Origin of the sequence: Phenylobacterium sp. (assembly GCF_030693405.1) — a bacterium.
In the GTDB taxonomy this organism is placed as follows: Bacteria; Pseudomonadota; Alphaproteobacteria; order Caulobacterales; family Caulobacteraceae; genus Phenylobacterium.
Genome location: NZ_JAUYAW010000072.1, coordinates 164,334 through 190,019, shown reverse-complemented (window position 1 = coordinate 190,019; position 25,686 = coordinate 164,334). Strand labels below are relative to the sequence as shown.

General features: G+C 68.1%; 28 protein-coding genes and 1 other RNA gene. 18 read left to right on the top strand and 11 right to left on the bottom strand.

Features of this window, described 5'->3' with window-relative positions; translation table 11 throughout:
- The coding region (locus Q8N19_RS15955; RefSeq protein WP_371133878.1) for a phage holin family protein at positions 1-229 on the bottom strand (229 nt) is incomplete at its 3' end.
- A 147-nt stretch (positions 230-376) separates the two neighbouring features.
- Between Q8N19_RS15955 and Q8N19_RS15950 the strand changes: the two genes are divergently transcribed.
- Complete coding sequence (locus Q8N19_RS15950) at positions 377-1,021, top strand: hypothetical protein (protein ID WP_305592349.1); 645 nt, start codon at positions 377-379, stop codon at positions 1,019-1,021.
- A gap of 1 nt (position 1,022) precedes the next feature.
- Here the strand turns inward: Q8N19_RS15950 and Q8N19_RS15945 are convergent, their stop codons facing one another.
- Together Q8N19_RS15945 and Q8N19_RS15940 are read right to left on the bottom strand one after the other, a co-directional pair.
- Positions 1,023-1,859 (bottom strand): TIGR00282 family metallophosphoesterase, encoded by an 837-nt coding sequence (locus Q8N19_RS15945; protein ID WP_305592347.1) that lies wholly within the window; start codon positions 1,857-1,859, stop codon positions 1,023-1,025.
- A gap of 9 nt (positions 1,860-1,868) precedes the next feature.
- On the bottom strand, positions 1,869-2,438 hold the full coding sequence (locus Q8N19_RS15940; protein ID WP_305592345.1) for a 5-formyltetrahydrofolate cyclo-ligase: 570 nt from the start codon (positions 2,436-2,438) through the stop codon (positions 1,869-1,871).
- A 179-nt stretch (positions 2,439-2,617) separates the two neighbouring features.
- Here Q8N19_RS15940 and Q8N19_RS15935 point away from each other — a divergent pair, with 179 nt between their 5' ends.
- Positions 2,618-3,031 carry a hypothetical protein gene (locus Q8N19_RS15935; protein ID WP_305592343.1) on the top strand — a complete coding sequence of 138 codons (414 nt, stop codon included), beginning with the start codon at positions 2,618-2,620 and terminating at the stop codon, positions 3,029-3,031.
- 113 nt (positions 3,032-3,144) lie between these two features.
- On the opposite strand, the gene ssrS is transcribed toward Q8N19_RS15935, so the two are convergent.
- The 3 genes from ssrS to Q8N19_RS15920 form a co-directional block, all read right to left on the bottom strand.
- Positions 3,145-3,307, bottom strand: a non-coding RNA gene (gene ssrS / locus Q8N19_RS15930) — 6S RNA.
- A gap of 56 nt (positions 3,308-3,363) precedes the next feature.
- A complete protein-coding gene (locus Q8N19_RS15925) occupies positions 3,364-3,690 on the bottom strand; it encodes a cell division protein ZapA (RefSeq protein WP_305592341.1) in 327 nt (108 codons plus the stop codon).
- 3 nt (positions 3,691-3,693) lie between these two features.
- The gene (locus Q8N19_RS15920; protein ID WP_305592339.1) at positions 3,694-4,071 is read right to left on the bottom strand and encodes a DUF4164 family protein; all 378 of its coding nucleotides are present in this window, start codon (positions 4,069-4,071) and stop codon (positions 3,694-3,696) included.
- A gap of 147 nt (positions 4,072-4,218) precedes the next feature.
- On the opposite strand from Q8N19_RS15920, the gene tkt reads away from it, so the two are divergent.
- From tkt to fba, 6 genes are all read left to right on the top strand, one after another.
- Positions 4,219-6,189: a transketolase gene (gene tkt, locus Q8N19_RS15915; RefSeq protein ID WP_305592337.1), complete on the top strand. Its 1,971-nt coding sequence runs from the start codon at positions 4,219-4,221 to the stop codon at positions 6,187-6,189.
- Positions 6,190-6,194: 5 nt separating this feature from the next.
- Positions 6,195-7,394: a formate-dependent phosphoribosylglycinamide formyltransferase gene (gene purT / locus Q8N19_RS15910; protein WP_305592335.1), complete on the top strand. Its 1,200-nt coding sequence runs from the start codon at positions 6,195-6,197 to the stop codon at positions 7,392-7,394.
- Positions 7,395-7,413: 19 nt separating this feature from the next.
- The gene (locus Q8N19_RS15905) at positions 7,414-7,875 is read left to right on the top strand and encodes a GNAT family N-acetyltransferase (RefSeq protein WP_305592332.1); all 462 of its coding nucleotides are present in this window, start codon (positions 7,414-7,416) and stop codon (positions 7,873-7,875) included.
- 146 nt (positions 7,876-8,021) lie between these two features.
- The gene (gap, locus tag Q8N19_RS15900; RefSeq protein ID WP_305592330.1) at positions 8,022-9,029 is read left to right on the top strand and encodes a type I glyceraldehyde-3-phosphate dehydrogenase; all 1,008 of its coding nucleotides are present in this window, start codon (positions 8,022-8,024) and stop codon (positions 9,027-9,029) included.
- 203 nt (positions 9,030-9,232) lie between these two features.
- Complete coding sequence (gene pgk / locus Q8N19_RS15895; RefSeq protein WP_305592328.1) at positions 9,233-10,423, top strand: phosphoglycerate kinase; 1,191 nt, start codon at positions 9,233-9,235, stop codon at positions 10,421-10,423.
- A gap of 31 nt (positions 10,424-10,454) precedes the next feature.
- A complete protein-coding gene (gene fba, locus Q8N19_RS15890; protein ID WP_305592326.1) occupies positions 10,455-11,540 on the top strand; it encodes a class II fructose-bisphosphate aldolase in 1,086 nt (361 codons plus the stop codon).
- 89 nt (positions 11,541-11,629) lie between these two features.
- On the opposite strand, the gene bfr is transcribed toward fba, so the two are convergent.
- Both bfr and Q8N19_RS15880 read right to left on the bottom strand, forming a co-directional pair.
- On the bottom strand, positions 11,630-12,109 hold the full coding sequence (gene bfr, locus Q8N19_RS15885) for a bacterioferritin (protein WP_305592324.1): 480 nt from the start codon (positions 12,107-12,109) through the stop codon (positions 11,630-11,632).
- A gap of 133 nt (positions 12,110-12,242) precedes the next feature.
- Positions 12,243-12,428: a bacterioferritin-associated ferredoxin gene (locus Q8N19_RS15880; protein ID WP_305592322.1), complete on the bottom strand. Its 186-nt coding sequence runs from the start codon at positions 12,426-12,428 to the stop codon at positions 12,243-12,245.
- A 186-nt stretch (positions 12,429-12,614) separates the two neighbouring features.
- On the opposite strand from Q8N19_RS15880, the gene Q8N19_RS15875 reads away from it, so the two are divergent.
- From Q8N19_RS15875 to Q8N19_RS15850, 6 genes are all read left to right on the top strand, one after another.
- Positions 12,615-14,024, top strand: a complete 1,410-nt coding sequence (locus Q8N19_RS15875; protein WP_305592320.1) for a cytochrome ubiquinol oxidase subunit I — start codon at positions 12,615-12,617, stop codon at positions 14,022-14,024.
- A complete protein-coding gene (gene cydB, locus Q8N19_RS15870) occupies positions 14,024-15,049 on the top strand; it encodes a cytochrome d ubiquinol oxidase subunit II (protein ID WP_305592318.1) in 1,026 nt (341 codons plus the stop codon). The genes Q8N19_RS15875 and cydB overlap by 1 nt, the downstream gene beginning before the upstream one ends.
- Complete coding sequence (locus Q8N19_RS15865; protein WP_305592316.1) at positions 15,033-15,185, top strand: hypothetical protein; 153 nt, start codon at positions 15,033-15,035, stop codon at positions 15,183-15,185. The genes cydB and Q8N19_RS15865 overlap by 17 nt, the downstream gene beginning before the upstream one ends.
- Before the next feature lie 41 nt (positions 15,186-15,226).
- The gene (gene thiE / locus Q8N19_RS15860; protein WP_305592314.1) at positions 15,227-15,898 is read left to right on the top strand and encodes a thiamine phosphate synthase; all 672 of its coding nucleotides are present in this window, start codon (positions 15,227-15,229) and stop codon (positions 15,896-15,898) included.
- A gap of 113 nt (positions 15,899-16,011) precedes the next feature.
- Positions 16,012-16,806 carry an inositol monophosphatase family protein gene (locus Q8N19_RS15855; RefSeq protein ID WP_305592312.1) on the top strand — a complete coding sequence of 265 codons (795 nt, stop codon included), beginning with the start codon at positions 16,012-16,014 and terminating at the stop codon, positions 16,804-16,806.
- 55 nt (positions 16,807-16,861) lie between these two features.
- The gene (locus Q8N19_RS15850) at positions 16,862-17,899 is read left to right on the top strand and encodes a glycerophosphodiester phosphodiesterase (protein ID WP_305592310.1); all 1,038 of its coding nucleotides are present in this window, start codon (positions 16,862-16,864) and stop codon (positions 17,897-17,899) included.
- A gap of 5 nt (positions 17,900-17,904) precedes the next feature.
- On the opposite strand, the gene Q8N19_RS15845 is transcribed toward Q8N19_RS15850, so the two are convergent.
- The gene (locus Q8N19_RS15845) at positions 17,905-19,767 is read right to left on the bottom strand and encodes an ABC transporter transmembrane domain-containing protein (protein WP_305592308.1); all 1,863 of its coding nucleotides are present in this window, start codon (positions 19,765-19,767) and stop codon (positions 17,905-17,907) included.
- Between the two features lie 120 nt (positions 19,768-19,887).
- On the opposite strand from Q8N19_RS15845, the gene rpmE reads away from it, so the two are divergent.
- Positions 19,888-20,112, top strand: a complete 225-nt coding sequence (gene rpmE, locus Q8N19_RS15840; protein WP_293319064.1) for a 50S ribosomal protein L31 — start codon at positions 19,888-19,890, stop codon at positions 20,110-20,112.
- Positions 20,113-20,236: 124 nt separating this feature from the next.
- On the opposite strand, the gene Q8N19_RS15835 is transcribed toward rpmE, so the two are convergent.
- Complete coding sequence (locus Q8N19_RS15835) at positions 20,237-20,749, bottom strand: DUF1465 family protein (RefSeq protein ID WP_305592305.1); 513 nt, start codon at positions 20,747-20,749, stop codon at positions 20,237-20,239.
- 121 nt (positions 20,750-20,870) lie between these two features.
- Positions 20,871-21,068, bottom strand: a complete 198-nt coding sequence (locus Q8N19_RS15830; RefSeq protein ID WP_305592303.1) for a DUF1192 domain-containing protein — start codon at positions 21,066-21,068, stop codon at positions 20,871-20,873.
- Positions 21,069-21,154: 86 nt separating this feature from the next.
- On the opposite strand from Q8N19_RS15830, the gene Q8N19_RS15825 reads away from it, so the two are divergent.
- From Q8N19_RS15825 to Q8N19_RS15815, 3 genes are all read left to right on the top strand, one after another.
- The gene (locus tag Q8N19_RS15825; RefSeq protein WP_305592301.1) at positions 21,155-22,144 is read left to right on the top strand and encodes an NAD(P)H-quinone oxidoreductase; all 990 of its coding nucleotides are present in this window, start codon (positions 21,155-21,157) and stop codon (positions 22,142-22,144) included.
- A 450-nt stretch (positions 22,145-22,594) separates the two neighbouring features.
- Positions 22,595-24,115, top strand: coding sequence for an MFS transporter (locus Q8N19_RS15820; protein WP_305592299.1), 1,521 nt, complete (start codon positions 22,595-22,597; stop codon positions 24,113-24,115).
- 12 nt (positions 24,116-24,127) lie between these two features.
- The gene (locus Q8N19_RS15815; protein ID WP_305592297.1) at positions 24,128-25,645 is read left to right on the top strand and encodes an MFS transporter; all 1,518 of its coding nucleotides are present in this window, start codon (positions 24,128-24,130) and stop codon (positions 25,643-25,645) included.
- The last annotated feature ends 41 nt before the right edge of the window (positions 25,646-25,686 follow it).

The following is a 25,686-nucleotide window of genomic DNA, read 5'->3' as shown; positions in this document are numbered from 1 at the left end:
CGATCATGGCCGCGTTCAACACGAGCAGGAACAGGCCGAGCGTCAGGAAGGTCAGGGGCAGGGTCAGGATGAACAGGATCGGCCGCAGCACGGCGTTCACCAGCCCCAGCAGCACCGCCGCCAGGATCAGGCTGCCCATGTCGGTGAAGGATACGCCCGCCACCAGCATGGAGGACAGCCAAAGGCCGATGGCGCCGAAAATGGCGCGGACGATGAACTTGGCCAGCATGAGGCCCTCCCCCGAGTTGGACGGCCCTGGACCGTCAGTCAGCGGGGCATAGTCGCCGATGGCGCCGCTTCCGTCACCCCAGGACCCATTTCCGCCGTAACGGACGCCGATAGCGGGGCCTTAGGGCGGGCGAGACGGGAGATATCGATGCAAAGACTGGTCCTGCTGACCCTGGCCGCCCTCTGGACAAGCGCCGCCACGGCCGCCGCAGCCGCCCCTCCGGGTCCGCCCCCTGGCCGGGACGGGCCAGGCGGCGGCATGGAGATCTTCATCAGCCCATCGGGCGAGCCCTTTCGCGGGGCCGGAGGCCTGGCCGCCTGGTTTGCGGGCGCCGACGCCGATGCGGACGGGCTGGTGACCCTGGCGGAGTTCGAGGCTGACGCTGTCCGCATCTTCGGCCTGCTGGACACAGACCATAACGGCTCCATCGATGGCTTTGAGACCCAGGCCTATGAGCGGGAGATCGCCCCGGAGATCCGCAGCCTGGGCGGGGCGCGGCCACCGCCCGGTGCCGGCCGTGGCCCTGGCGCCGAGGGCGAGCGGCCAAGGCGGCCGATGCTGGGGATGGGGCGCGCCGCCCCGCCCTCGACGCGGGAGGGCGCGGGCCGTTTTGGGCTGCTCAACGAACCCCATCCGGTGCGCGGCGCGGACGCAGACCTGTCCGGGCGGGTCAGCCTGGAAGAGTGGCGCAAGGCCGCGAGCCGGCGCTTCAACCTGCTGGATCTGGACGGCGACGGGGTTCTGACCCTCGACACCCTGCCGCCCCTTCCGGGCGCGCGGCCACGGACCTGACTCAGGCCCGGACCAGATCCACCTGGGGGATGGTTTCCGACAGCCGGCCGCCGACGCGGATCGGCTCGACCCGGACCGCCAGACCCGTGGCGTCGTCGGTCTCGACGAACACGCCGCAAACGGTCGCTGGGCCTTCGGCGGGCTTGTAGCGGCCACCGGAAATGCGGGTGGTGAAGCGCCGCAGGGGCTCTTCCTTCTGGTTGCCGATCACGCTGTCATAGTCGGCGCAGGCGCCAGCGTCGGTCTGATAGGCGGTGCCCCCGGGCAGGATCTGGCAGTCGGCGGTGGGCACGTGCGTATGGGTGCCCACCACCAGGCTCGCCCGGCCGTCGCAGAAATGGCCCATGGCCATCTTCTCGCTGGTGGCCTCGGCGTGCATGTCCACCAGGACCGCGTCCGACACCATGCCGAGCGGCGCCTTCTCCAGCTCCCGGTCGACGGCGGCGAAGGGGTCGTCGAGGGAGTCCATATGGACCCGGCCGAGCAGGTTGATCACCAGGATGCGGCGGCCCGACTGGGTCTCGAACAGATTGGCCCCGCGGCCGGGCGCATCGGCCAGGACCGAATAGTTCAGCGGCCGGATCAGGCGAGGCTCGCGGACGATATAGGTCAGCGCCTCCTTCTGGTCCCAGGAGTGGTTGCCGAGCGTCAGGCAGTCGGCGCCGGCGTCGAACAGCTCACGCGCCGTATTCTCGGTGATCCCGAAGCCGGCGGCGGCGTTCTCGGCGTTGATGACCACGAACTCAAGACCGAGCTGTCGGCGCAACATGGGCAGGTGGTCGGCGAGACCCTCGCGGCCGGACCGGCCGACGACATCTCCGAAAAAGGCGAAACGCATCAGATCATCCTAGCGGACTTCGATCAGCCCGGCTTCCGTCAATATGGCGTCCAGCCGCTGATCGTGCGGCTCGAGCGGCAGGTCCTCCACCTCCTGGCCGGCATAGGCCAGGCCGAGCAGGAAGGGGCGATGGCCGGCGCCCAGCGCCGCGATCGCCCGATCATAGACGCCCGCCCCCTGGCCCAGCCGCCCGCCCCGGCGATCGAAGGCCAGCAGCGGTACGATCAGGGCGGTGGGCGCCACCTGCGGCTGGTCCGCGAGCGGGGCGGGAATTCCGAAGGCGTCCGGCGTCAGGGCCGCGCCCGGGGTCCAGCTGCGGAAGATGAGCGGTGCCTCCCGGTCCGCCGCTACCGGCAGGGCCAGCGCCGCGCCGACCTGGGCAAGCGCATCCATCAGCGGCGCGGGATCAAGCTCGGCGCCCTGGGCCACATAGCCCGCGACCGGACCGGACCCCAGACGCGCCAGCGGTGCGTGAGCAGCAGCGCGGCTCGCGGCCTGCACATCGGCGGCCGCCAACGCCAGACGCAGGCTGCGCATCTGCCGGCGCAGAAGGGACTTCTGATGGGAAACAGGGTTCACCGGCAGGCTCTTAGCCGAACCTGGGGCTCCTGGGGAAATTGTCGTAGGCCAGGGAGGCCCCCCCACTAGACGCGTGTGGCTGACTCCCGTTCTCGGGCACCCGCTAATGATCGAAAACGAGCCGTTGCGGACCTCTGAGGTAACGCTACGGTGCAGCCTACCTTGGGACTGGTGCCGGTATGTCTTCAGCTCAGATCAATGAACCTCCGAGCGAGAGCAAGGCCGCGCTGATCCTTCGCTTTATGGCGGCGACCGGCATCCAAGCGCGGATCAATAGCGGCAGCTTCTTGGAGAGCTATGCTCTTGGCGGCTCCCCACTCCTCACTGCCGCTAAGGCGACCATTGGCGAAACCTTTGCTGCATTGCGGGCCGCCTACGAACCTCATCGGCTTGCGTGGCAGGAGGAGTACGAAAGCCACATCAATTGGGAGTTCACCGAGGCTGAGCTTGAGGAGATCGTACTCTTTCTGGAAGGATCGACAGGAGTGCGCTTCTTGGAGGCTCGCTGGCGCATGGACGCCTACATCAGCACCAACACTGAACACCTCGTGGAGCAGATCATCACAGCCGCCGCTGCTGCTCTGACCACATGAACCAGCGTCCGCTCTCCACCCCTCTCAGTCATCCGTAGAGTCCGCTTCGGGGCAGGAGGCACGGTTCACCGGGGCCGCGGCAAAAATCGCTGATCCATCAAGGAGCAAAGGTGGCGGCGCCGCGAGAACCGTGAAGGACGATTTTAATCCCCTCGGACCTGGATAACCAGGTGGGCGCCATGTGTCCGGGGCCACGGCGCCGGACAGGGACAGCTCCCTTTGAGACAATTAAGGTCGGAGGAATTAGGTTGCCTTCGACGTGAGCCACAGCAGACCCGCCGAGACCTAATCTAGGCGCTACGAAGGGCGATAACAAGGCGCGCGAGACCGGCCTATTCGGCGGCCAGCTGCTCGATCCGCTTGGCCGCCCCGTCAAGCGCCGCCACCGCCCTGGACTCGATCCGCGCGCGGTCCGACTGCAGGCGAGCCAGCTCGGCCTGGACGCCGGACATGCGGCTACGGGAATCCCATAGCTCATCGGCCAGGAGCAGGGCCGCCATGAGGAAGAGCCTCGTCTCCGTCAGCTGCCCCATGTCCTGAGAGACGGCGCGGACCTGACGGTCGAACAGCCGCACCAGCTCCAAGAGATGCGCCTCCTGGCCATCCTCGCAGCCCACCTGATAGGGCCGGCCGTTCACCTCGATGGTCACCTGGGCCATGGGTCAGTCCTCCCGGGTCATGTGGGCGGGGGTTTCGGCGTCAGAGGCCGGGTCGAGGTCGAGCTCCGGCTCGTCCTCGTCGAAGGCTGAACCCTCGGCGTCGGGCGCCTCGTCAGCCTCCAGGACCTCGCGGATTTCGGCGATGGCCCGGCCCAGGGCGGCCGAGGCCTCCGCGCCGGCGGCCTCCAGGGCCTTTTCCCGGGCGCGGGCCTCGTCCAGTTCGGCGGCAAGCTTGGCGCGGTCCTGGTCAAACAGGCCGCCGGCCTCCAGCCCGGCGCGGCCCCTGGCCTCGCCCAGGCGCTGTTCCAGCAGGGCGATGGCGCGTTCGAGCCGCCGGGCGGCCTGGTCTATGGCGCTTTCGCTTGCGGGATCACGGATCATTCAGGACTCCAGAAGTGTGTCCGTTAATCTATAGACCGCCCCGGGCGTGGCCTGAAAGCGGCGCATTTCTTGACCGCCGCGCCCGTGCGTGCGACCCCGCCAGCCTGCGCCCGCCCCCTTGCGACCTTCAGTCTTCCCGGAACGCTCATGCCCGCACAGCTTCAGACCATGGCCGACGCCATCCGTGTCCTTTCCATGGACGCCGTCCACCGCGCCAAGTCGGGGCACCAGGGCATGCCCATGGGCATGGCCGACGTGGCCACCGTCCTGTGGTCGAAGTTCCTGAAGTATGATGCGACGAACCCGGACTGGGCCGACCGGGACCGGTTCGTCCTGTCGGCGGGCCACGGCTCGATGCTGATCTATGCGCTCCTGCACCTCACCGGCTTCAAGGCCGTGACCATGGACGAGATCAAGAACTTTCGGCAGTGGGGCTCGGCGACCGCCGGCCATCCGGAATACGGCCATACGCCGGGCGTGGAGACCACCACCGGTCCCCTGGGGCAGGGCATCGCCACGGCCGTGGGCATGGCCATGGCCGAGCGTCACCTGGCCGCCCGCTTCGGCGATGATCTGGTCGACCACCGCACCTGGGTGGTGGCCGGCGACGGCTGCCTGATGGAAGGCGTCAGCCAGGAGGCCATCTCCATGGCCGGGCGCTTCAAGCTCCGCAAGCTGACCGTCCTGTTCGACGACAACAACACCACCATCGACGGCGAGGCGACCATCGCCGAGACCGGCGACCAGATGGCCCGCTTCAAGGCGGCCGGCTGGGCGGTGAAGGCCGTGGACGGCCACGACTTCGGCAAGATCGCCGCGGCCCTGCGCTGGGCCACGCGGCAGGACAGGCCGACCATGATCGCCTGCAAGACCAAGATCTCGAAGGGCGCGGGCCGCAAGGAAGGCGACCCCCACAGCCACGGCTACACCCTGTTCGACGACGAGATCGCCGATTCCCGCCTGGCCATGGGCTGGAGCCACGAGCCCTTCGTCATCCCTGATGAGGTCTACAAGCCCTGGCGCTCGGCCGGCCGCAAGGGCGGCAAGGCCCGCAAGAGCTGGGAGAAGGCCCTGGGCGCATCGCCCCTCAAGGCGGAGTTCCAGCGGGCCATGGCCGGCGAACTGCCGGCGGAAGCCTTCGCGCGCCTGGACGCCCACATCGCCGAGATGGCCAGGACCGCGCCGGCCAACGCCACCCGCGTCCATTCCGGCGCGGCCCTGGAGCAGCTGGTTCCGGCGATTCCGGAGATGGTCGGCGGCTCGGCCGACCTGACCGGCTCCAACAACACCTTCGTCAAGGGGACGCCGGCCTTCGACGCGCCGGACTATGCCGGGCGCTATGTGCATTACGGCATCCGCGAGCACGGCATGGCCGCGGCCATGAACGGCATGGCCCTGCACGGGGGCGTCATCCCCTATTCCGGCACCTTCATGGTGTTCTCCGACTACAGCCGTCCGGCCATCCGGCTGGGCGCCCTGATGGGCGCGCGGGTGATCCATGTGATGACCCATGACTCCATCGGTCTCGGCGAAGACGGCCCCACCCACCAGCCGGTGGAACACCTGGCCTCCCTGCGGGCCATGCCGAACCTCAATGTCTATCGCCCGGCGGACGCCGTGGAGGCCGCCGAGTGCTGGAAGCTGGCCCTGTCCACGCCTACCACCCCCTCGATCATGGCCCTGTCGCGCCAGAAGGTGCCGGCCGCCCGGACCGAGCCTGCGGGTGAAAATCTGTCCGCCCGGGGCGCCTATGAGCTGCGCGCCGCCGATGGCGAGGCCCAGGCCACGATCTTCTCCACTGGCTCGGAAGTCTCCATCGCGCTGGCCGCCCGCGACCTGTTGCAGGCCCGCGGCGTGCCGACCCGGGTGGTTTCGGTCCCCTGCTGGGAGCTGTTTGCGGCCCAGACCCCGGAATACCGCGCCTCGGTGATCGGCAAGGCGCCGGTCCGCGCAGCCGTGGAAGCCGCCGTCAGCCTCGGCTGGGAGCGGTTCATCGGCGAGGACGGCGTCTTCATCGGCATGTCGAGCTTCGGGGCCAGCGCCCCCTATGAGCGGCTCTACAAGGAGTTTGGCATCACCGCGCAGGCCGTCGCCGACGCCGTCCAGGCCAAGGTCTAGGCCCCATGCGCCTGGGCACGCCGCTCTCGCCAAGCGCCCTGCGCGTCCTGCTGCTGGGCTCGGGCGAGCTCGGCAAGGAGGTGGCCATCGAGCTGCAGCGCCTGGGCTGCGAGGTGATCGCCGTCGATCGCTATGCCGATGCGCCCGCCATGCAGGTGGCCCATCGCAGCCACGTCATCGCCATGACGGACGCAGCCGCCCTGCGCGCCGTGGTGGAGGCCGAGCGCCCCCACCTGATCGTGCCGGAGATCGAGGCCATCGCTACCGACGAGCTGGCGGCGATCGAGGCGGCGGGCCTTTCCGTGGTGATCCCCACGGCCCGGGCGGCCCAGCTGACCATGAACCGCGAGGGCATCCGCCGCCTGGCCGCCGAAGAGCTGGGACTGGCCACCTCGCCCTACGCCTTCGCCTCGAGCGAGGCTGAGCTGGCCGCGGGCGCGGCGGCCGTCGGCTATCCCTGCTTCGTCAAGCCGGTGATGTCGTCCTCGGGCAAGGGCCAGTCCTATGTGCAGGATGAGGCGGGCATCGCAGACGCCTGGCGCTACGCCCTTGAAGGCGGCCGGGTCGAACAGGCCCGGGTCATCGTCGAAGGGCGCATCGACTTCGACTTCGAGATCACCCAGCTGACCGTGCGGGCCCGCGGCCCCGACGGCGAGGTGGCCACCCACTTCTGCGAACCCATCGGCCACCGTCAGGTCCAGGGCGACTATGTGGAAAGCTGGCAGCCGCAAGCCATGAGCCCGTTCGCCCTGAAGCGCGCCCGGGAGATCGCCGCCCGCGTCACCGCCAGCCTGGGGGGCCTCGGCCTCTTCGGGGTCGAGCTGTTCGTGAAGGGCGACGAGGTCTGGTTCTCCGAGGTGAGCCCCAGGCCCCACGACACCGGCCTTGTGACCCTCGCCACCCAGGTCCAGAGCGAGTTCGCCCTGCATGCGCGGGCCATCCTCGGCCTGCCGGTGGACGTCACCCTGCGCGAACCCGGCGCCAGCGCGGTGATCTATGGCGGCATGGAGGCGCGCGGCGTGGCCTTTGAGGGCGTGGCCGAGGCCCTGGCCGTGCCCGGCGCCGACCTGCGCCTGTTCGGCAAACCCGAGGCGTTTGCGCGCCGGCGCATGGGCGTGGCCTTGGCGCGGGCCGCCACCATTGAGGCCGCCCGGAGCCGCGCGCTGGAGGCTGCGGCCAAGGTCCGGGTGGTCAAGGGCGACTAAGGCGATGGTCGAGGTTCGCTTGGTCGCTCATTCGGAGAAGACCGAGCTTCGCCGCCTGCTTGATCCTTACCTGACCGCCCATGCCGATCTCGTCGATCCCCAGCGCCATCATGGGGACCCCACGGACTATCCCCATTTCGACGCCTATTGGACGGAGCCCGAGCGCCGGCCGTTCTGGATTGTCACGAGCGCGGAGGCCGTGGGATTTGCGCTGGTGAACCGCTATTCCCCGTCAGGGCTGGGATGCGACGCCGCGATGGCGGAGTTCTGCATCCTGCCGCCCTGGCGACGGGCCGGGATCGGCCTGGCCGCCGCCCGCGCCGTCTTCGCCACGGCGCCTGGCCTTTGGGAGCTTCAGGTCTATGAGGCGACGGCGCCGGCCCTGGCCTTCTGGCCCCGCGCCATCGCCGCGGCCGGCGTTCGCGATGTCACCGAGCTTCGGATGGCGGACCGGCGCATCCATCGCTTCCGCGTCGATTGAAACCGGCGCCGGATCACATTCGCCGGCTGGTGGGACAGATCGGGCTCACTTCCCCTTGACTCGCGCGCGGGCGCCCGCACAAAACCCCGGCAAAACAATCGGAAAACGTCGCCCGCCGACCCCTATCTCGCCAGGAGAACACCACCATGACCGTCCGCGTCGCCATCAACGGTTTCGGCCGCATCGGCAGGCTCGTCCTGCGCTCGATCATCGAGCATGGCCGCACCGACATCGAAGTGGTGGCGATCAACGACCTGGGCCCCGTCGAGACCAACGCTCACCTGCTGCGCTATGACAGCGTGCACGGCCGCTTCCCCGGCGTGGTCACCGTGGACGGCGACACGATCAATGTGGGCCGTGGGCCGATCAAGGTGACGGCGATCCGCAACCCCGCCGAGCTGCCGCACAAGGAACTGGGCGTCGACATCGCCCTGGAGTGCACCGGTCTCTTCACCACCAAGGAAAAGGCCGCCGCCCATCTGGAAGCCGGCGCCAAGCGCGTCCTGGTGAGCGCGCCTTGCGATAACGCCGACAAGACCATCGTCTTCGGCGTCAATCACGACGTCCTGACCAAGGACGACCTGATCGTCTCCAACGCCTCGTGCACCACCAACTGCCTGGCCCCGATCGCCAAGGTGATCCATGAGCTGTGCGGCATCGAGCGTGGCTACATGACCACGATCCACGCCTATACCGGCGACCAGCCGACGCTCGACACCATGCACAAGGACCCCTACCGCGGCCGGGCCGCGGCCATGTCCATGATCCCCACCTCCACCGGCGCGGCCAAGGCCGTGGGCCTGGTGCTGCCGGAGCTGGCCGGCAAGCTGGACGGCTCCTCGATCCGCGTCCCGACCCCCAATGTCTCGGTGGTGGACCTGAAGTTCGTGCCGGGCCGCAAGGTGACCAAGGACGAGATCAACGCCGCCCTGCAGGCGGCCGCCGACGGCGCCATGAAGGGCGTGCTGGACACCTCCAACGATCCGCTGGTCTCCATCGACCTGAACCACATCGCCGCCTCCTCCACCGCGGCCCTGCCCCAGACCCAGGTGATCGAAGGCCAGCTCGGCCGGGTCCTGTCCTGGTATGACAACGAGTGGGGCTTCTCGACCCGGATGAGCGACACCGCGCTCGCCATGGCCAAGCTGATCTGATCGGCTCCCCGGACGTTCGCCTTAGAGCCTGATGCGATCAGACGGAACCGTCTGATCGTTGAATCAGGCTCTAAACTCTAAGTCTTGAGCGCGTTTTGATCCGATAACCGGTTCCCACTTATCGGAACGCGCTCTAGAGGCCGATGCGCCCGGGTTCCGGCCCGGGCGCGGCCCGCCGCCCACGCCCTGACTGCTGGAAGCCCATGACCTTCAAGACTCTTGACGACGCGGACTTTTCCGGGAAGCGCGCCCTGGTGCGTGTGGACTTCAACGTGCCGATGCATGAGGGCGAGGTGTCCGACGACACCCGCCTTCAGGCTGCGGCGCCGACCATCCAGAAGCTACGCCAAGGCGGCGCCAAGGTCGTGCTGCTCGCCCACTTCGACCGCCCGAAGGGTAAGGTGACGCCGTCGATGAGCCTGGAGCCCATCGTCCCGGCCCTGGCCAAGGTGATCGGCGCGCCGGTCGCCTTCGCCGCCGACTGCGTCGGTGAGGTGGCCACCGCGGCGGTGGACGCCCTGCGGCCCGGCGACGTGCTGCTGCTGGAGAACGTCCGCTTTCACGGCGGCGAAGAGGCCAACGACCCGGCCTTCGCCAAGGCCCTGGCCGCCAATGGCGACCTCTATGTGAACGACGCCTTCTCGGCCGCGCACCGGGCCCACGCCTCCACCGAGGGCCTGGCCCACCTGCTGCCCGCCTATGCCGGCGAGCAGATGCGCCTGGAGCTGTCGGCGCTGGACAAGGCGCTGGGCAAGCCCGAGCGCCCGGTCCTCGGCATCGTCGGCGGCTCGAAGGTCTCGACCAAGCTCGAGCTGCTCAGCCACCTGGTGACCAAGCTCGACAAGCTGGCTATCGGCGGCGGCATGGCCAACACCTTCCTCCACGCCCAGGGCCACGATGTCGGCGCGTCCTACTGCGAGAAGGACATGGCCGAGACCGCCCGGGACATCATCCGCCTGGCCGGCCAGCACAACTGCAAGCTCTTCCTGCCCCTGGACATCGTGGTGGCCGAGAAGATGGCGCCGGGCGCGCCGGCGCGGGTCCGCACCCTGGGCGCCGTGGACGAGCACGAGCGCATCCTCGACGCTGGCCCAGAGACGGTTGAGCGCCTCTGCCGGGCGATGGACAATTCCAAGACCCTGATCTGGAACGGCCCGCTGGGCGTTTTTGAGATGCCGCCCTTCGACAAGGGCACCGTCACTGCGGCCCGCCACGCGGCCTCGCTGGTGAAGGCCGGCAAGCTGGTGGCCGTGGCCGGCGGCGGTGATACGGTGGCGGCTCTGAACGCGGCAGGCTGCGCCGACGACCTCACCTTCGTCTCGACGGCCGGCGGCGCGTTCCTTGAATGGATGGAAGGCAAGACCCTGCCCGGTGTGGCGGCTCTGAGCCAGTAAGAGACAAAGAGAGAAACGGACGGATACGGCGATGGCCCGGATTACCCTGAGACAGCTTCTCGATCATGCCGCCGAGCACAGCTATGGCGTGCCGGCCTACAATATCAACAATATGGAACAGGGCCTGGCGATCATGGAGGCCGCCCATGCGGTCAATGCGCCAGTCATCATCCAGGCCAGCCGGGGCGCGCGCTCCTACGCCAACGACATCGTGCTGAAGCACCTGATCGATGCGCTCGCCGAAATGTATCCGCACATCCCGATCTGCATGCATCAGGACCACGGGAACAACGAGGCCACCTGCGCCACGGCGATCCAGTTCGGCTTCACCTCGGTGATGATGGACGGCTCGCTGATGGCCGACGCCAAGACGCCCGCTGACTACGACTACAACGTCAAGGTCACCCGCAACGTGGTGGACATGGCCCACTGGGTCGGCGCCAGCGTCGAGGGCGAACTGGGCGTGCTGGGCAGCCTCGAGACCGGCATGGGCGAGAAGGAAGACGGCCACGGCTTCGAGGGCAAGCTCGGCCATGACCAGCTGCTCACTGATCCCGACCAGGCCGTGGAGTTCGTGAAGGCCACCCAGGTGGATGCGCTCGCCATCGCCATGGGCACCAGCCACGGGGCCTACAAGTTCACCCGCAAGCCGGACGGCGACGTCCTGGCCATGAACGTGATCGAAGAGATCCACCGCCGCCTGCCCAACACCCATCTGGTGATGCATGGCTCGTCCTCGGTGCCGCAGGACCTGCAGGACATCATCAACCAGTATGGCGGCCAGATGCCCCAGACCTGGGGCGTGCCAGTGGAAGAGATCCAGCGCGGCATCAAGCACGGCGTGCGCAAGATCAACATCGACACCGACAACCGGATGGCCATGACCGGCGCCATCCGCAAGGTGTTCGCCGAGAACCCGTCGGAATTCGACCCGCGCAAGTATCTGAAGCCCGCCATGGACGCCATGCGCGCGGTCTGCCAGCAGCGGTTCGAGGAATTCGGCTGCGCCGGCTGGGCCGACAAGATCAAGCCGCTGCCGCTTTCGGTCATGGCCAAGCGCTACGCCGCCGGCGAGCTGGACCCGAAGATCGGGGTGAGCCGCCAGGCGGCGGAGTAGGCGAAGCCCGCCTCTGAGAACGAGAACGCCGGCCAGGGTGACCTGGCCGGCGTTTTCATGTCAGCCTCGGAGCGAGATCGCCGGCGCGTTCAGCCTTCCATCTCGCCCATGGCGCTCTGCATGAAGTTGGCTTCGCCGAGCGACTTCAGGAGCAAGAGCTGGGTTTCGAGATAGTCGATATGCTCTTCGGTGTCGGAGAGGATTTCTCGCAGCAGTTCGCGCGACACGTAGTCGGCGACGCTTTCGCAGAGCTGGATGCCTTCGATCAGGGTGACCCGGCCGCCAGTTTCGACCGCCAGATCAGACTCCAGGCACTCGCCGACCGTCTCACCCACCTTGAGCTTGTGCAGGTCCTGCAGGTTGGGCAGGCCCTCGAGGAAGAGGATGCGGTTGATGAGCTTATCGGCGTGCTTCATCTCGCCGATGGATTCTTCATAGACGATCTTGCCGAGGCGGCGCAGACCCCAGTTTTCGAACATGCGCGCATGCAGGAAATACTGGTTCACCGCAGTCAGCTCATTGGTGAGCACTGCGTTCAGCATTCGGATGACAGCCTTATCGCCTTGCATGTGTGGCTCCTTTCCTCACGCCGCATACAGATTTTCACGCAACCTCATGCGAAGGCCGCTTCGTGTCAAAGCCTATGTTTGCAAGTGATTTGCGCTGTCGAAGAAAACAGCACGGGGACCTTGAATGGCCAGCCTACTCGGCGGCGTAGCGCAGGGCCTGACGCTGTTCCTGAAGGATCTCGCGCATGTCGCAGACACAGCGGGCGCATTGGGGCTGGGCGTCGCAGGCGCGGAAAATTTCCGACGGCCGGGTGGCCCCTGAGGCGACCGCGGCGCGAACCTCACGTTCGCGAATACCGTTGCAATTACAGACGTACACGAGCGGTGCGACTCCCGAGGCGACCCCGAGATATCTAGCAGATGCGAACGTGCTTGCAAGTCATTTGCAGCTTCGTTGACGTCACCCACCGCGACTCTATGACGCGCCCCGCGGCCTTGGTCAGGGCCGCCTGCGGGCGCAAGACTCCGGCCGCTTTTGACGAGCCGCCTGGAGAGTGAGGGCCAGATGGAATTCGACGCGCTCCTGCTGTCGCGAATTCAGTTCGCCTTCACCATCGCTTTCCACATCATCTTTCCAAGCTTCACTATAGGCTTGGCGAGCTATCTGGCCGTTCTTGAGGGTCTGTGGCTGCTGACCCGCAATGAAACCTTCAAGACCCTCTATCTTTTCTGGGTGAAGATTTTCGCCCTGTCCTTCGGCATGGGCGTCGTCAGCGGCGTGGTGATGAGCTACCAGCTCGGCACCAACTGGAGCGTCTTTTCCGCCGTGGCCGGTCCGGTCATCGGGCCCCTCTTCGCCTTCGAGGTGCTGGCCGCCTTCTTCCTGGAGGCGAGCTTCCTGGGCGTGATGCTGTTCGGCTGGAAGAAGGTGGGGCCGGGGCTTCATTTCACCTCCACCGTGCTGGTGGCGCTCGGCACCCTCACCTCAGCCTTCTGGATCATCTCGGCCAACAGCTGGATGCAGAGCCCGTCGGGTTTCGCCGGCACGGTGGAGGAGGGCCTGGTGGCGGTGAACTGGCTGCAGGTGATCTTCTCGCCCACCTTCCCGATGCGCCTCACCCACATGGTCCTGGCCGCCTATCTCACCACCGCCCTGGTGGTGGCCGCCGCCAGCGCCTTCCGGCTGCTGAAAGACTCCAGCGAGGCGGAGTCGGCCATGGCGCTGAAGATGGCCATCGGCATGCTGGCCATTGTCGCCCCGCTTCAGCTTCTGGCGGGCGACCTTTCGGGCAAGGACGTCCTGGAGCATCAGCCGGCCAAGCTGGCCGCCATCGAGGCCTTCTGGGAGACCCGGACCGAGCAAGCCTTCCACATCGCGGCCTGGCCCGACCGCGAGATCGAGGGCAATCACTGGGAGCTCTCCATTCCCAAGCTCGGCAGCCTGATCACCGCCGGCTCGACCGACGCCGAGGTCCAGGGCCTCAAGGCCTTCGCGCCGGAGGATCGACCGCCCGTATTCATCGTCTTCTGGGCCTTCCGCGTCATGGTGGGGCTGGGCCTGGCCATGATCGCCCTCGGCGCCTGGGGGGCCTGGCTGGCCTGGCGGGGACGGATCGTCCGCAGCCCCACCTTCCTGCGGGCCTGTGTGGCCATGGGGCCGGCCGGCTTCGTGGCGGTGATCTCAGGCTGGATCGTCGCCGAAGTGGGCCGCCAGCCCTATGTCATCTATGGCGTCCTGCGCACGGAGGATGCGGTGTCGCCCATCGGGGCCGGCGCGGTTTCGGCCTCGCTTCTGGCCTTCCTGGTGGTCTACGCCATCGTCTTCAGCGTCGGGGCGCTCTACATCCTGCGCCTGCTGGCGGAGGGGCCTGTCGCCGGCGCCCATGAGCCGCCGCCCCGCCAGGACAGGGCGCCTGGCACACCGCTGTCGGCCGCGCCGGAGGACCCCGGCCCGCCCGACAAGGAGGATCGCTGATGGATCTCGACCTGCCCCTCATCTGGGCCGGGGTCATCGCCCTGGCGGTCCTGCTCTATGTGATGCTCGACGGCTTCGACCTGGGCATCGGCATCCTGTTCCCCTTCGCCCGCTCACCCCGGGACCGGGACACGATGATGAACTCCATCGCCCCCTACTGGGACGGCAACGAAACCTGGCTGGTCCTGGGCGGCGGCGGTCTGTTCGCCGCCTTTCCGCTGGCCTACGCCATCATCATGCCGGCCCTCTACATCCCCATCCTGCTGATGATGATGGCCCTGATCCTGCGGGGCGTCGCCTTCGAGTTCCGCGCCCGGGGGCGGACCCGCGGCAAGGCCTTCTGGACCGGCGCCTTCGCCGGCGGCTCCACGGTGGCGGCCCTCTCGCAGGGGCTGGTGCTGGGGGGCTTCATCCAGGGGGTCACCCTGGAGGGCGAGGCGTTTGGCGGCGGCGCCTTTGACTGGCTGACCCCCTATACGCTGCTGGTGGCTGTCGGCCTGACCGCCGGCTACGCCCTCTTGGGCTCCACCTGGCTGATCTGGCGGACGGAAGACGACCTGCACGGCGACGCCCGGCGCTGGGCCTGGCGCGCCGTGATCGCCAGCGCCGCCCTGCTGGCGGTGGTCAGCCTCGCCACCCTGTTCGTTCACCCGCAGGTGGCGCTCCGCTGGGGATTTGAAGACGGGGCGTTCGACTTCGCCCGCCTCACCCTGCTCTCACCCATTCCCCTTCTGGGTCTGGCGGGCCTCAGTCTTGTGGTCTGGGGCCTGGCCAAGGGCGGCCATGTGGCGCCGTTCCTGGGAAGCCTGACGGTCTTCGTGTCCGGCTACCTTGGACTGGCGGTGGGCTTCTTCCCTTATATTGTTCCCTACGACCTGACCTTCCGCCAGGCGGCCTCGGCGGAGAATGCGCTGGGCCTGATGCTGGCGGGGCTGGTGATCCTGCTGCCGGTGATCCTGGCCTATACCGTCTGGGTCTACTGGGTGTTCCGCGGCAAGGTGGGAGCCGATGCCGGATATCATTGAAGGCCCTCCGGACGCCGAGGCGCCGCGCCGGCCGCTTCACCGTCGGCTCGCCTGGTTTGTCGCCCTGGCGCTCGGAGGCATGGCGGCAACCGGAGCTGTGGCCTACGCCCTGCGCGCCCTGCTTGGCCTGGAATGAGCCCCCTCCCCTTCACCGCCTCGCGGGGCTAGAAGCGGCCCATGACCACGCCGCCCGACTGCCGCCTCTATCTGCTCACCCCGCCGGTCCTCGAAGATCTGGCGGCCTTCGGCCACACCCTGGCCCAGGCCCTGGACGCCGGCGACGTGGCCGCCCTGCAGGTCCGGCTGAAGGGCGCGTCTGACGAGGTGATCGCCGCGGCCGTCGACGTCATCATGCCCATCGCCCATAGCCGCGATGTGGCCGTCATCCTCAATGACCGCCCAGACCTCGCCGCCGCCCTGGGATGCGACGGGGTGCATGTGGGCCAGGACGACCCGCCCTGCCGCGAAGCCCGCAGGATCATGGGCAAGGACGCCATGATCGGCGTGACCTGCCATGACAGCCGCCACCTGGCCATGGAGGCGGCCGAGGCCGGCGCCGACTATGTGGCCTTCGGCGCCTTCTTCCCGACGACCACCAAGGAGGCGCCCACCCGGGCCGAACCCGACCTGCTGACCATCTGGCAGGAGTCGATGGAGATCCCCTGCGTGGCGATCGGCGGTATCACGGTCGACACCGCCGAGGGGCTGGCGGCGGCCGGCGCCGATTTCCTGGCTGTCTCGGCCGGGATCTGGGCCCACCCGGAAGGACCCGCCGTCGCCGTCCGCGAGCTGAACGCGGCCATCGCCCGGGGCGTGGCCGCCCGGGCCGCCGCCAGCGCCGGCCAATAGGGCGCTGATCGCCCGCCTTGCCATCGGGCGGCGCGGCGACTAGGTTCCGCCGCCCATTTCCCGCCCGAGCGCCGACCACCGCCGCCCGTCCCTTGCGCGCACTGGAACAGACCGTGGCCACGCAAACCGCACTTCTGAAAGTCATGTCCGACGCCGCCCGCAAGGCCGCGCGCGGGCTCAACCGCGACTTCGGCGAGCTCGCCGAGCTGCAGGTGTCGAAGAAGAGCGCCGCCGACTTTGTCTCGGCCGCCGACATCAAGGCCGAGCAGACCATCTTCGAGGCCCTGACGGCTGCACGACCGGGCTACAGCTTCCTGGGCGAAGAGCGCGGGATGATCGAGGGCACGGACAAGACCCATACCTGGATCGTCGATCCCCTGGATGGCACCACCAACTTCCTGCACGCCATCCCGCACTTCGCCATAAACATCGCCCTGGAGCGCCAGGGCGCCATTGTGGCTGCCCTGACCTATAACCCGGTCAGCAACGAGCTGTTCTGGGCCGAGAAGGGCAAGGGCTGCTTTCTGAACGACCACCGCCTGCGGGTCGCCGCCCGCACCCGGTTCGACGAGTCGGTGATCGCCACCGGCATCCCCTTCCTGGGCCATGGCCAGCACGCTAGGTTCCTCAAGGAGCTGCACCAGATCAGTCAGCGAGTGGCTGGCGTGCGCCGCTTTGGTTCGGCCGCGCTGGACATGGCCTATGTGGCGGCGGGCCGGTTCGACGGCTATTGGGAGCGGGATCTGAACCGCTGGGACTTGGCGGCGGGCATCCTGCTGATCACCGAGGCCGGCGGCAAGGTGACCGACGCCGACGGCGGCGAGGACGTGCTGGGGTCCGGCTCGGTCTGCACGTCCAATCTCGAACTGCATCCCCTGCTGCTGGAGCGCCTGCGCGCCGCCGCCTGAGCCCCCGCGGCAACGGCTTGACGCAACCGTCACAAGAGGCGGCTAGATCGGGGGCATGAGCGCCCTCACCCGTCGCGCCTTCACGGCGTCCGCCCCCCTGGCCCTGGCCGCCCTGGCGCACCCTGGGCTCGCCCAGCCCGTCGCAACCCGCCCCCTGGTCATCGCCCATCGCGGCGCCAGCGGCGAGCGGCCTGAGCACACCCTTGCGGCCTATCAGCGGGCGATCGATCAGGGGGCCGACTATGTCGAGCCCGACCTGGTGATGACCCGGGACGGGGTGCTGGTGGCCCGGCACGAGAACGAGATCTCCGGAACCACCGACGTGGCTGATCGTCCGGACTTCGCCGACCGGCGCACGGAGCAGCTCATCGATGGGGTCAAGGTGGAGGGCTGGTTTACCGAGGACTTCACCCTGGCCGAGCTGAAGACCCTGAAGGCCCGCGAGCGCCTGCCGGACCTGCGGCCAGGCAGCGCGGCCTTCGACGGCCAGGCGGCCATCCCGACCTTCCAGGAAGTGGTCGACCTGACCAAGGCAGAGAGCCGGCGGACCGGCCGGACCATCGGGACCTATCCCGAGATGAAGCACCCCACCTATTTCGAGGCCCGCGGCCTGCCCATGGGCGCGAGCCTGGCCGCCGCCCTGCGCGACAACGGCCTCGACCGCCGGGATGCGCCGGTCTTCGTCCAGTGTTTCGAGCCCAAGCCCCTGCGCGCCTTCCGCGCCCGCAGCCAGGCGCCCACGGTGATGCTGGTGGGCGCCGGGGCCCTGTCAGACGGGATGCTGGCCGAGGTCGCTGAATTCGCCGACGGCCTGGGGCCGGAGTTGAAGATGGTGCTGGACGCGAACACGCCGGGCCTGCCCGCCACCGGCCTGATCGCCAAAGCCCAGGCCGCGGGTATGAAGGTCCATCCCTGGACCGTACGCTCGGAGAACAGCTTCCTGCCCCCCGCGCTTCGCCAAGGGGAAAACCCGGCCGGGCATGGAAACTCAGCCGAGTTGCTCCGCGCCCTCTATCGGGCCGGCGTTGATGGCGTCTTTACCGATTTCCCGGAACTGGCCGTGACAGTGCGGCAGGAAATATTCAACACCTGATCCGGTCAGGCCGCCTGGCCGAACTGCAGGGCGACGAGCCGGGCATAGAGCCCGCCCTGGGCCGAGAGCGCCGCGTGAGTCCCCTGCTCGACCACCTGGCCCTGGTCCATGACCACGATCCGATCGGCCTTGAGCACCGTGGCCAGCCGGTGGGCGATCACCAGCGTGGTGCGGCCCGTCATGGCCTCATCCAGGGCCGCCTGGACCAACCGCTCGTTCTCGGCGTCAAGGGCGCTGGTGGCCTCGTCCAGCAGCAGGATGGGCGCCTGGCGGATCAGAGCCCGGGCGATGGCCAACCGCTGACGCTGGCCGCCAGATAGGGAGCGGGCCCGGTCCCCCAGCAGGGTCTGGAAGCCCTCGGGCAGGGCCTCGATGAAGCCGCGGGCCTGGGCGGCCTGGGCGGCGGCCAGGATATCCTCCGGCAGGGCGGCCGGGCGGCCGAAGGCGATGTTGTCGGCCGCCGAGCCTGAGAACAGCGGCGAGTCCTGGGCCACCAGGGCCATGCGCTCGCGCACCTCCCGCGGGTCAGCCAGGCGCAGGTCGGTTTCATCCAGGCGGATCACGCCCTGGTCCGGATCATAAAAGCGCAACAGCAGGCGGAAGACGGTGCTCTTGCCTGCCCCCGACGGTCCCACCAGGGCCACCCGCTCGCCCGGCGCGACGTTCAGGGTGAAGTGGCGCAGGGCCGGCATGTCCGGGCGGCCGGGATAGGCGAAGGTCACGTCCTCGAAGGCGACCGCGCCGCGCGACGGCAAGGGCAGGATGGCCGGACTGACCGGCGCTGCGATCCCCGGCCGGGCGTCGAGCAGCTCGGCGATCCGGTCCATGGCGCCGGCGGCCTTCTGGACGTCCCCCCAGGTCTCTCCCAGGGCGCCGACCGCGCCGGCGGCCATCACCGCCAGGAAGGCGAACTGGAACAGCGCCCCCCAGCTCATCTCGCCCCGCAGGCCCGCATGCACCCCAAGCCAGAAGATGGCCACCACCCCGCCAAACACCAGGGCGATCACCAGGGCGGTCATCACGGCCCGCGCCGTCATGCGGCGCAGGGAGGTCTCGAAGGCCCGTTCCACCGCCCCGTCGAAGGACCGCGCGGCGGCGGCTTCGCCACCGAAGGCCTGGACGGTCTCCAGGGCGTCGAGGGTCTCGCCGGCCTGGCCGACGGCCTGGGCGAACTGGTCCTGGGTCGAGACGGTCAGCTGGCGCACCCGGCGGCCGAACAGGAACAGGGGCGCAATCACGAAGGGGAAAATCATCAGGACCAGGGCGGTCAGGCCAGGACTGACCCACACCAGCAAGACCAGAGCGCCGATCAGGGTCAGCAGGTTTCGCAGGGCCACCGAGACCGAGGTCGCCATCAGGCTCTCGACGATCTGGATGTCGGTGGTCAGCCGCGACAGAACCTCGCCCGTGCGCGTGCGCAGGAAGAAGCCGGGGTCCAGCGTCAGAATGTGCGCGTGGACCGCCTCGCGCAGATCAGCCACCACCCGCTCGCCGAGCTTGGTGACGAAGAAGTAGCGAAGGGCTGAGGACAGCGCCAAGGCCAAGGCGACCGCCCCGATCAGGGCGAACCACAGATTGACCCGCTCCGGCGAAATGTCCGGCGTCGTCAGGGCGTCCACCAGCAGGCGCACCGCGCCCGACAGGCCAAGGGTCGCAGCCGTGGCGCCGATCAGGAAAACCAGCGCGCCGACGGCCTCGCCTTTGCGGCGTCGTGCGAAGGGAACCAGACGCCGCAGGGCGCCGACATTGCGGCTGCGGGGCCGACGTTCGGCCGCCTCGCCCAGGCTCTGGACCAGTTCGGCGCCGGCGCCGGGACGCCCGTCAGCCCCAGTGGCGGCAGGGACGGCGGTGTCGGCTGACTGGCTCATGAAATCCGTGCGCCCTTGCTTCAGGGCCGCCGTTTCTGTATACGCGCGGCTCGTTTGCGCACCGGACCCGTCGGGTTCGGCGTCGCATCACCCGCTGCTCTTACGTCGGTTGTCCTCGCGATGAAACAAGACACGCACCCCGATTATCACTTCATCACCGTGGTGATGACGGATGGTACGACCTATCAGACCCGGTCGACCTACGGGAAAGAGGGCGCGACCCTGAACCTGGATATCGACCCGAAGACGCACCCGGCGTGGACGGGCGGCGCCCACACCCTGCTGGACCGCGCCGGCCGGGTTTCGCGCTTCAACGCCAAGTTCGGCGGCTTCACCCGCAAGTAGGCGTCTGGCCCGCCGCACGGCGGGTCTTGACCTTGCTCCACACAAAGAAGACGCCGCGAGCCCCTCGGCCCGCGGCGTCTTCTTTGTGTCTGGAATTCCGCCGGCCTTCGGGCCGGCGACGACCTCAGCCGGCGCCGAAAGCGTCGCGCAGCCGATCGAACTGGGACAGAACGGGATTGGGCGTGGAGTCCTCGGCGGCCTCCACATACATCCGCCGGTCCAGATGGCGCACCCGCTCGAACAGACGCTCGGACCGCTCCATGAGCTCCAGAAGACCGGACGGAAGCACCTCTAGCGCCTCCGCCGGATGACGGGACGTCTCGGCCGCCAGGCGATAGCGCTCCTCGCAGGCGGCTTCGGGCGCCATGTCACCCTCGCGCACCGCCCGCTGCACCAGCAGCCAGGAGGCCACCTGCATCAGCCGGGTGGTCAGGCGCATGCTCTCGGCCGCGTAGGCCAGGGCGGCGCCGCGATCCAGGCGTTTGGACTCCTGGCGACCGCCGCCGTCGAGATAGGCCGCGGTCTCCTCGACCAGGTCCATGCCTTCCTGGAACGTCCGCTCAAACAGCTCGGAGCGGGCGAAGTCGGCGATCACGTCGCCACGCCAGGGTTTCGCCAATGCGGTGAGTTCGCTCATCGATTTTCCAAGCCCCTGCCAGACACTGTACGAACCGATCGTCCGATAGCGTCCGACTTGCAACCCCCATGCCATATCGGGCGGCGCGACGCGACGTCACTCCCCACTATGGGTGATCGCCCTAGCTGCGGACTAGCGCGTCGGCCGCCGCACGACTGGCCCGCTTCTTGTCGATGAAGCCCCGGGAGCGGGCGATTTCGGCCTCCAGCACCTCAACCCGCGCCTCCAGTTCCTCCACGCCATAGAGCTCGAGGTCCTCACGCGTCACCTCGATCAGGCGCTGGCCGCGCCCCAGTCGGACTTCCGCCGGTTCTTCCATGCTCTGCCCTCTCTTTGCCCAGGCCCCCGGAGCGGTTTATCCAACCCCCTGCGCCGCTCGGGCGCAAGCACGTGGAGGCGACGACGATGGCGCAAGCGACTGTTCCCGACCAGATGACGGCCATCGCCATCAAGGATGACAAGGGTCCCGCCAGCGCCCTGCATCCAGTGACTCTGCCAACCCCAACCCCAGGCCCCGGTCAGATCCTGATCCGGGTGGAGGCCGCCGGCGTCAATCGCCCCGATATCGCCCAGCGGGCCGGCTTCTATCCGCCACCCCCTGGCGCGCCGCAGACCATGGGCCTGGAAGTGGCCGGCGAGGTCATCGTCGGCGCCGGGCGCTGGCAGGCCGGCGACAGGGTCTGCGCCCTGCTGGGCGGGGGAGGCTACGCCCAGTACGCCGTGTGCGACGCCCGCCACGCCCTGCCTCTCCCTGCCGGCCTGAGCGCGCTGGAGGCGGCGGGTCTACCGGAGACCGTGTTCACCGTCTTCGCCAATGTGTTCGAGCATGGGGCGCTGAAGGCCGGAGAGACCCTGATGGTGCACGGCGCCACGTCCGGGATCGGGACAACGGCGATACAGATGGCCAAGGCCGCCGGCGCCCGGGTCATCGCCACGGCCCGGGGCGCCGACAAGGCTCGCCAGGCCCTGGACCTGGGCGCCGACATCGCCATCGACACCACCGCCCAGGACTTTGCCGAGGTCGCCCTGGCCGATGGCGGATGTGATGTGGTGCTGGACATGGTCGGCGGCGACTACTTCGCCAAGGATCTGGCCGCCCTGAAGACCGGCGGCCGCATCGTCTTCATCGCCGCCCAGGCCGGCGGCAAGGTGGACCTGAACATCGGCGCCTTGATGATGAAGCGGGCTGTCGTCACCGGTTCGACCCTGCGGCCCCGCTCCGCCGATGAGAAGGCGCGGCTCGCCGCCGCGGTCGAGGCGACCGTCTGGCCATGGATCGCGGCAGGCCAGTTGCGCCCGCAGATCGACAGCGTCTTCCCCCTCGAACAGGCGGCTGACGCCCATGCCGCCCTGGAGGCCGGCGGTCATCTGGGCAAGATCATGCTCAAGCCCTGATCGGCCCCTCGTCGCCTGGCCTGTACCCTGCCCAAGAATGTGGAGCGCCTCGGGCCGGCGGCTGAGGATTGCCCCGCGCGGGACATCAAGCGCGGCGCCGCTCCAGGTCGATTGCGCCATCACCCTCAACCCGTTGTGGGCTAAGGGTTAGTTTGTGTCAGACTTGTAAGATCATAAGCGTTGACGCTGCGATAGGCCTCGCCCACGCTTGCGCCGTGAATGATCCTGGGGCGGTGACGCCGGGTCCCAAGACCGGACGCGACACAAGAATGATCGAACCCGACGGAGGTTCGGCAGGGAGGACTGTGCATTGATCCGCAATTTTCTTGCGGGCGGGAGTGGAAGGCTGCGCCTGACGCAGCGCCGGCCCGCGGCATCTGATTTTCAAAACCCGGCGTCCGGGCGTGGCCGACAGGCATCGCGCCGTATTTGCATTGGCCGGAGACTTTGATGACGGCGATTCCCTCAGAGATTCCCCCTCTGAAGCTGCATACCAAGCTGTTCTACGCCCTGGGCGCCGTGGCCAATGCGGTCAAGGGCCGGGGCCTCGCCACCTTCCTGATGATTTTCTACAATCAGGTGGTGGGGCTGCCTCCGGCGACGGTGTCGGGGGTGCTGATGGTGGCCCTGATCTTCGACGCCTTCGTCGACCCCCTGGTGGGACAGGTGTCGGATAATTTCAGATCGAAATTTGGACGACGCCATCCGTTCATGTACGCCGCCGCCCTGCCGGTCTCGGTGGCCTATTTCCTGCTGTGGAATCCGCCCGGGGGCTGGAGCGACGAGGCCATCGTCATCTGGCTGGTGGCCTGCCTGCTCACCGTGCGCCTGTTCGACACCTTTTTTGAGCTGCCCTCCTCGGCGCTCGCCCCTGAGCTGACCCGGGACTATAACGAGCGCACCAGCCTGATCTCCATGCGCGCCTTCTTCACCGTGGTGGGGGGCCTGGGCATGACGGTGGCGGCCTATCAGTACTTCCTGGCCGAGAACCCCGATGGGACCGGCGGCATCCTGGCCCGGGACGGCTATTTCGCCTTCTCAGCCGTGTCAGCGATCCTCATCTTCGTGGTGATCCTGGTCTCGACCGCCGGCACCCACAGCCGGATCCCCTTTCTGAGCCAGCCGCCAACGCGGAAGATCACGCTCAAGGCCATGGCTCGTGAGGTGGCGCACACCCTGAACAACCGAGCCTTCGTCATCGCCACCCTGACCGGCATGTTCATCGCCGTGGCGGCGGGGTCGAAAAACGGCCTGGAGATCTATTTCGCCCTCTATTTCTGGGAACTGACCCAAAGCCAGCTGGCGATCCTGACCGCCGTCAGTGTGGCCGGCAGTCTGGGCGGGGTGCTGGTCGCCCCGCATATCGCCCGGCTGCTGGGCAAGAAGCGCGGGGCGATCCTGATGTTCGCCAGCGCGCTCGCGGTCGGCATCACGCCCATCACCCTGCGGCTGATCGGGCTGATGCCCCCCAATGGCACCGACCTGTTGTTCTGGATTCTGCTGACCGAGACCTTCTTCAATTCCGGCATGGCGGTGGCCACTGGCGTGATGCTGGTCTCGATGGTCGCCGACGTGGTCGAGGACGCCGAGGTCAAGACCGGCCGGCGCTCCGAGGGCCTGCTGATGTCGGCCGACAACCTGTTCAAGAAGATCGTGTCCGGCGTCGGCATCTTCATCGCCGGCGCGGTGCTCAGCCTGGTCAGCTTCCCGGAAAGCGCGCGCCGCGGGGGCGTGGACCCGGAGATCCTGCAGAACATGGGCCTGATCTACCTGCCCCTGGTCACCCTGCTCTACGGCATGGGGATCGTCTGCCTGTCCATGTTCAACATCGACAAGGCCAAGCACGAAGACAACCTCCGGATCCTGGACGAGGCCGGCGCCAAGGCGACCGCCGCGGCCCATGAGGCCCGAGACGCCAGCACCGACATCCTGCCCGGAGGCGCGACGCCGCCCCTGGGTTCAAAGGCCTGATAGGAATTCACCGTGACCGACCTGACCGACCAGGCCACCCCGGCCGCGACCGCTGACCGCCGCCTGAGCCTCACCACGCGAATCCTCTATGGCGCCGGCGGGGCCGCCAGCGCCATCAAGCAGCGCGGGCTCTCGACCTTCCTGCTGCTGTTCTACAATCAGGTAATCGGCCTGCCGCCGCAGATGGTCTCCACAGCCATCATGTTCGCCCTGATCTTCGACGCCTTCGTTGACCCCCTGGTGGGCCAGGTGTCGGACAATTTCCGGTCCAAGTGGGGCCGGCGGCACCCGTTCATGTACCTGTCGGCCCTGCCGGTGGCGATCGCCTTCTTCCTGATCTGGAACCCGCCGGTCGGCTGGGAGCACGCGCAGATCTTCGGCTACATGCTGACCTGCCTGCTGGTGATCCGCCTGTTCGACACCTTCTTCGAGCTGCCGTCCTCCGCGCTCGCCCCTGAACTGGCCAAGAGCTATGACGACCGGACCAGCCTGATCGCCCTGCGGGGCTTCTTCGGAGTGGCCGGGGGCCTGGGCATGACCCTGCTGGCCTATCAGGTCTTCCTGCGGGAGGGGCCCAATGGCACCGGCGGCGTTCTGGCCCGTGAGGGCTATTTCAGCTACGCGCTCTGCGCCGCGGTGCTGATCTTCATCATCATCCTGGCCTCCACCGCCGGGACCCACAAACACATCCCCGAGCTGCGCAAGCCGCCGACCCGCAAGATCACCTTCGTCGGCATGGCCCGCGAGGTCGCCCACACCCTGAACAACCGCTCCTTCGTGGTGCTGACCATCTCGGGCATGTTCATGTCCATGTCGCTGGGGGTGAAGGGCGGGCTCGAGCTCTACTTCTTCCTCTACTTCTGGGAGCTGACCCAGACCCAGCTGTCCCTGCTGACCGTGGCCGGGGTGATCGCCAGCGTCATGGGCGTGTCTCTCGCCCCCAAGGTGGCGGCCAAGATGGGCAAGCGGAACGGCGCCATCACCATGTTCGCAGGCGCCGTGGTGGCCCTGCTTGGCCCCATCGCCCTGCGGCTGCTCGGCTGGATGCCGGCCAACGGCACCGACCTGCTGTTCTGGATCCTGTTCGTCGATGTCATCGCCAATGGCGCCATGGCCATGATGACCGGGGTCATGCTGGCCTCGATGATCGCCGACGTGGTCGAGGACTCCGAGGTCAAGACCGGCCGGCGCTCCGAGGGGCTGCTGTTCTCCTTCGACAACCTGTTCAAGAAGGTGGTCTCCGGGGTCGGCGTCTTCGTGTCGGGCGCGGTCCTGGCCTTCGTCGCCTTCCCGCAGAACGCCGTCCGCGGCGGGGTGGACGACGAGGTGCTGCGCAACATGGCGCTGATCTATCTGCCGACCCTGCTGTTCTTCTACGCCATCGCCATCGGCTGCCTGTTCATGTTCAAGATCGACAAGGCGACCCACGAGGAGAACCTGCGCAAGCTGGAGGAGACCGCTCTGCGCGCCCAGGCCGCCGGCGGCACGACCCCGGCCGGCCCCAACGCCCCGCCGGTCACCGGCGCCTGATCTGGGCCGACAGGCTGGTCGTCTAGGCCACAAAATCCGGG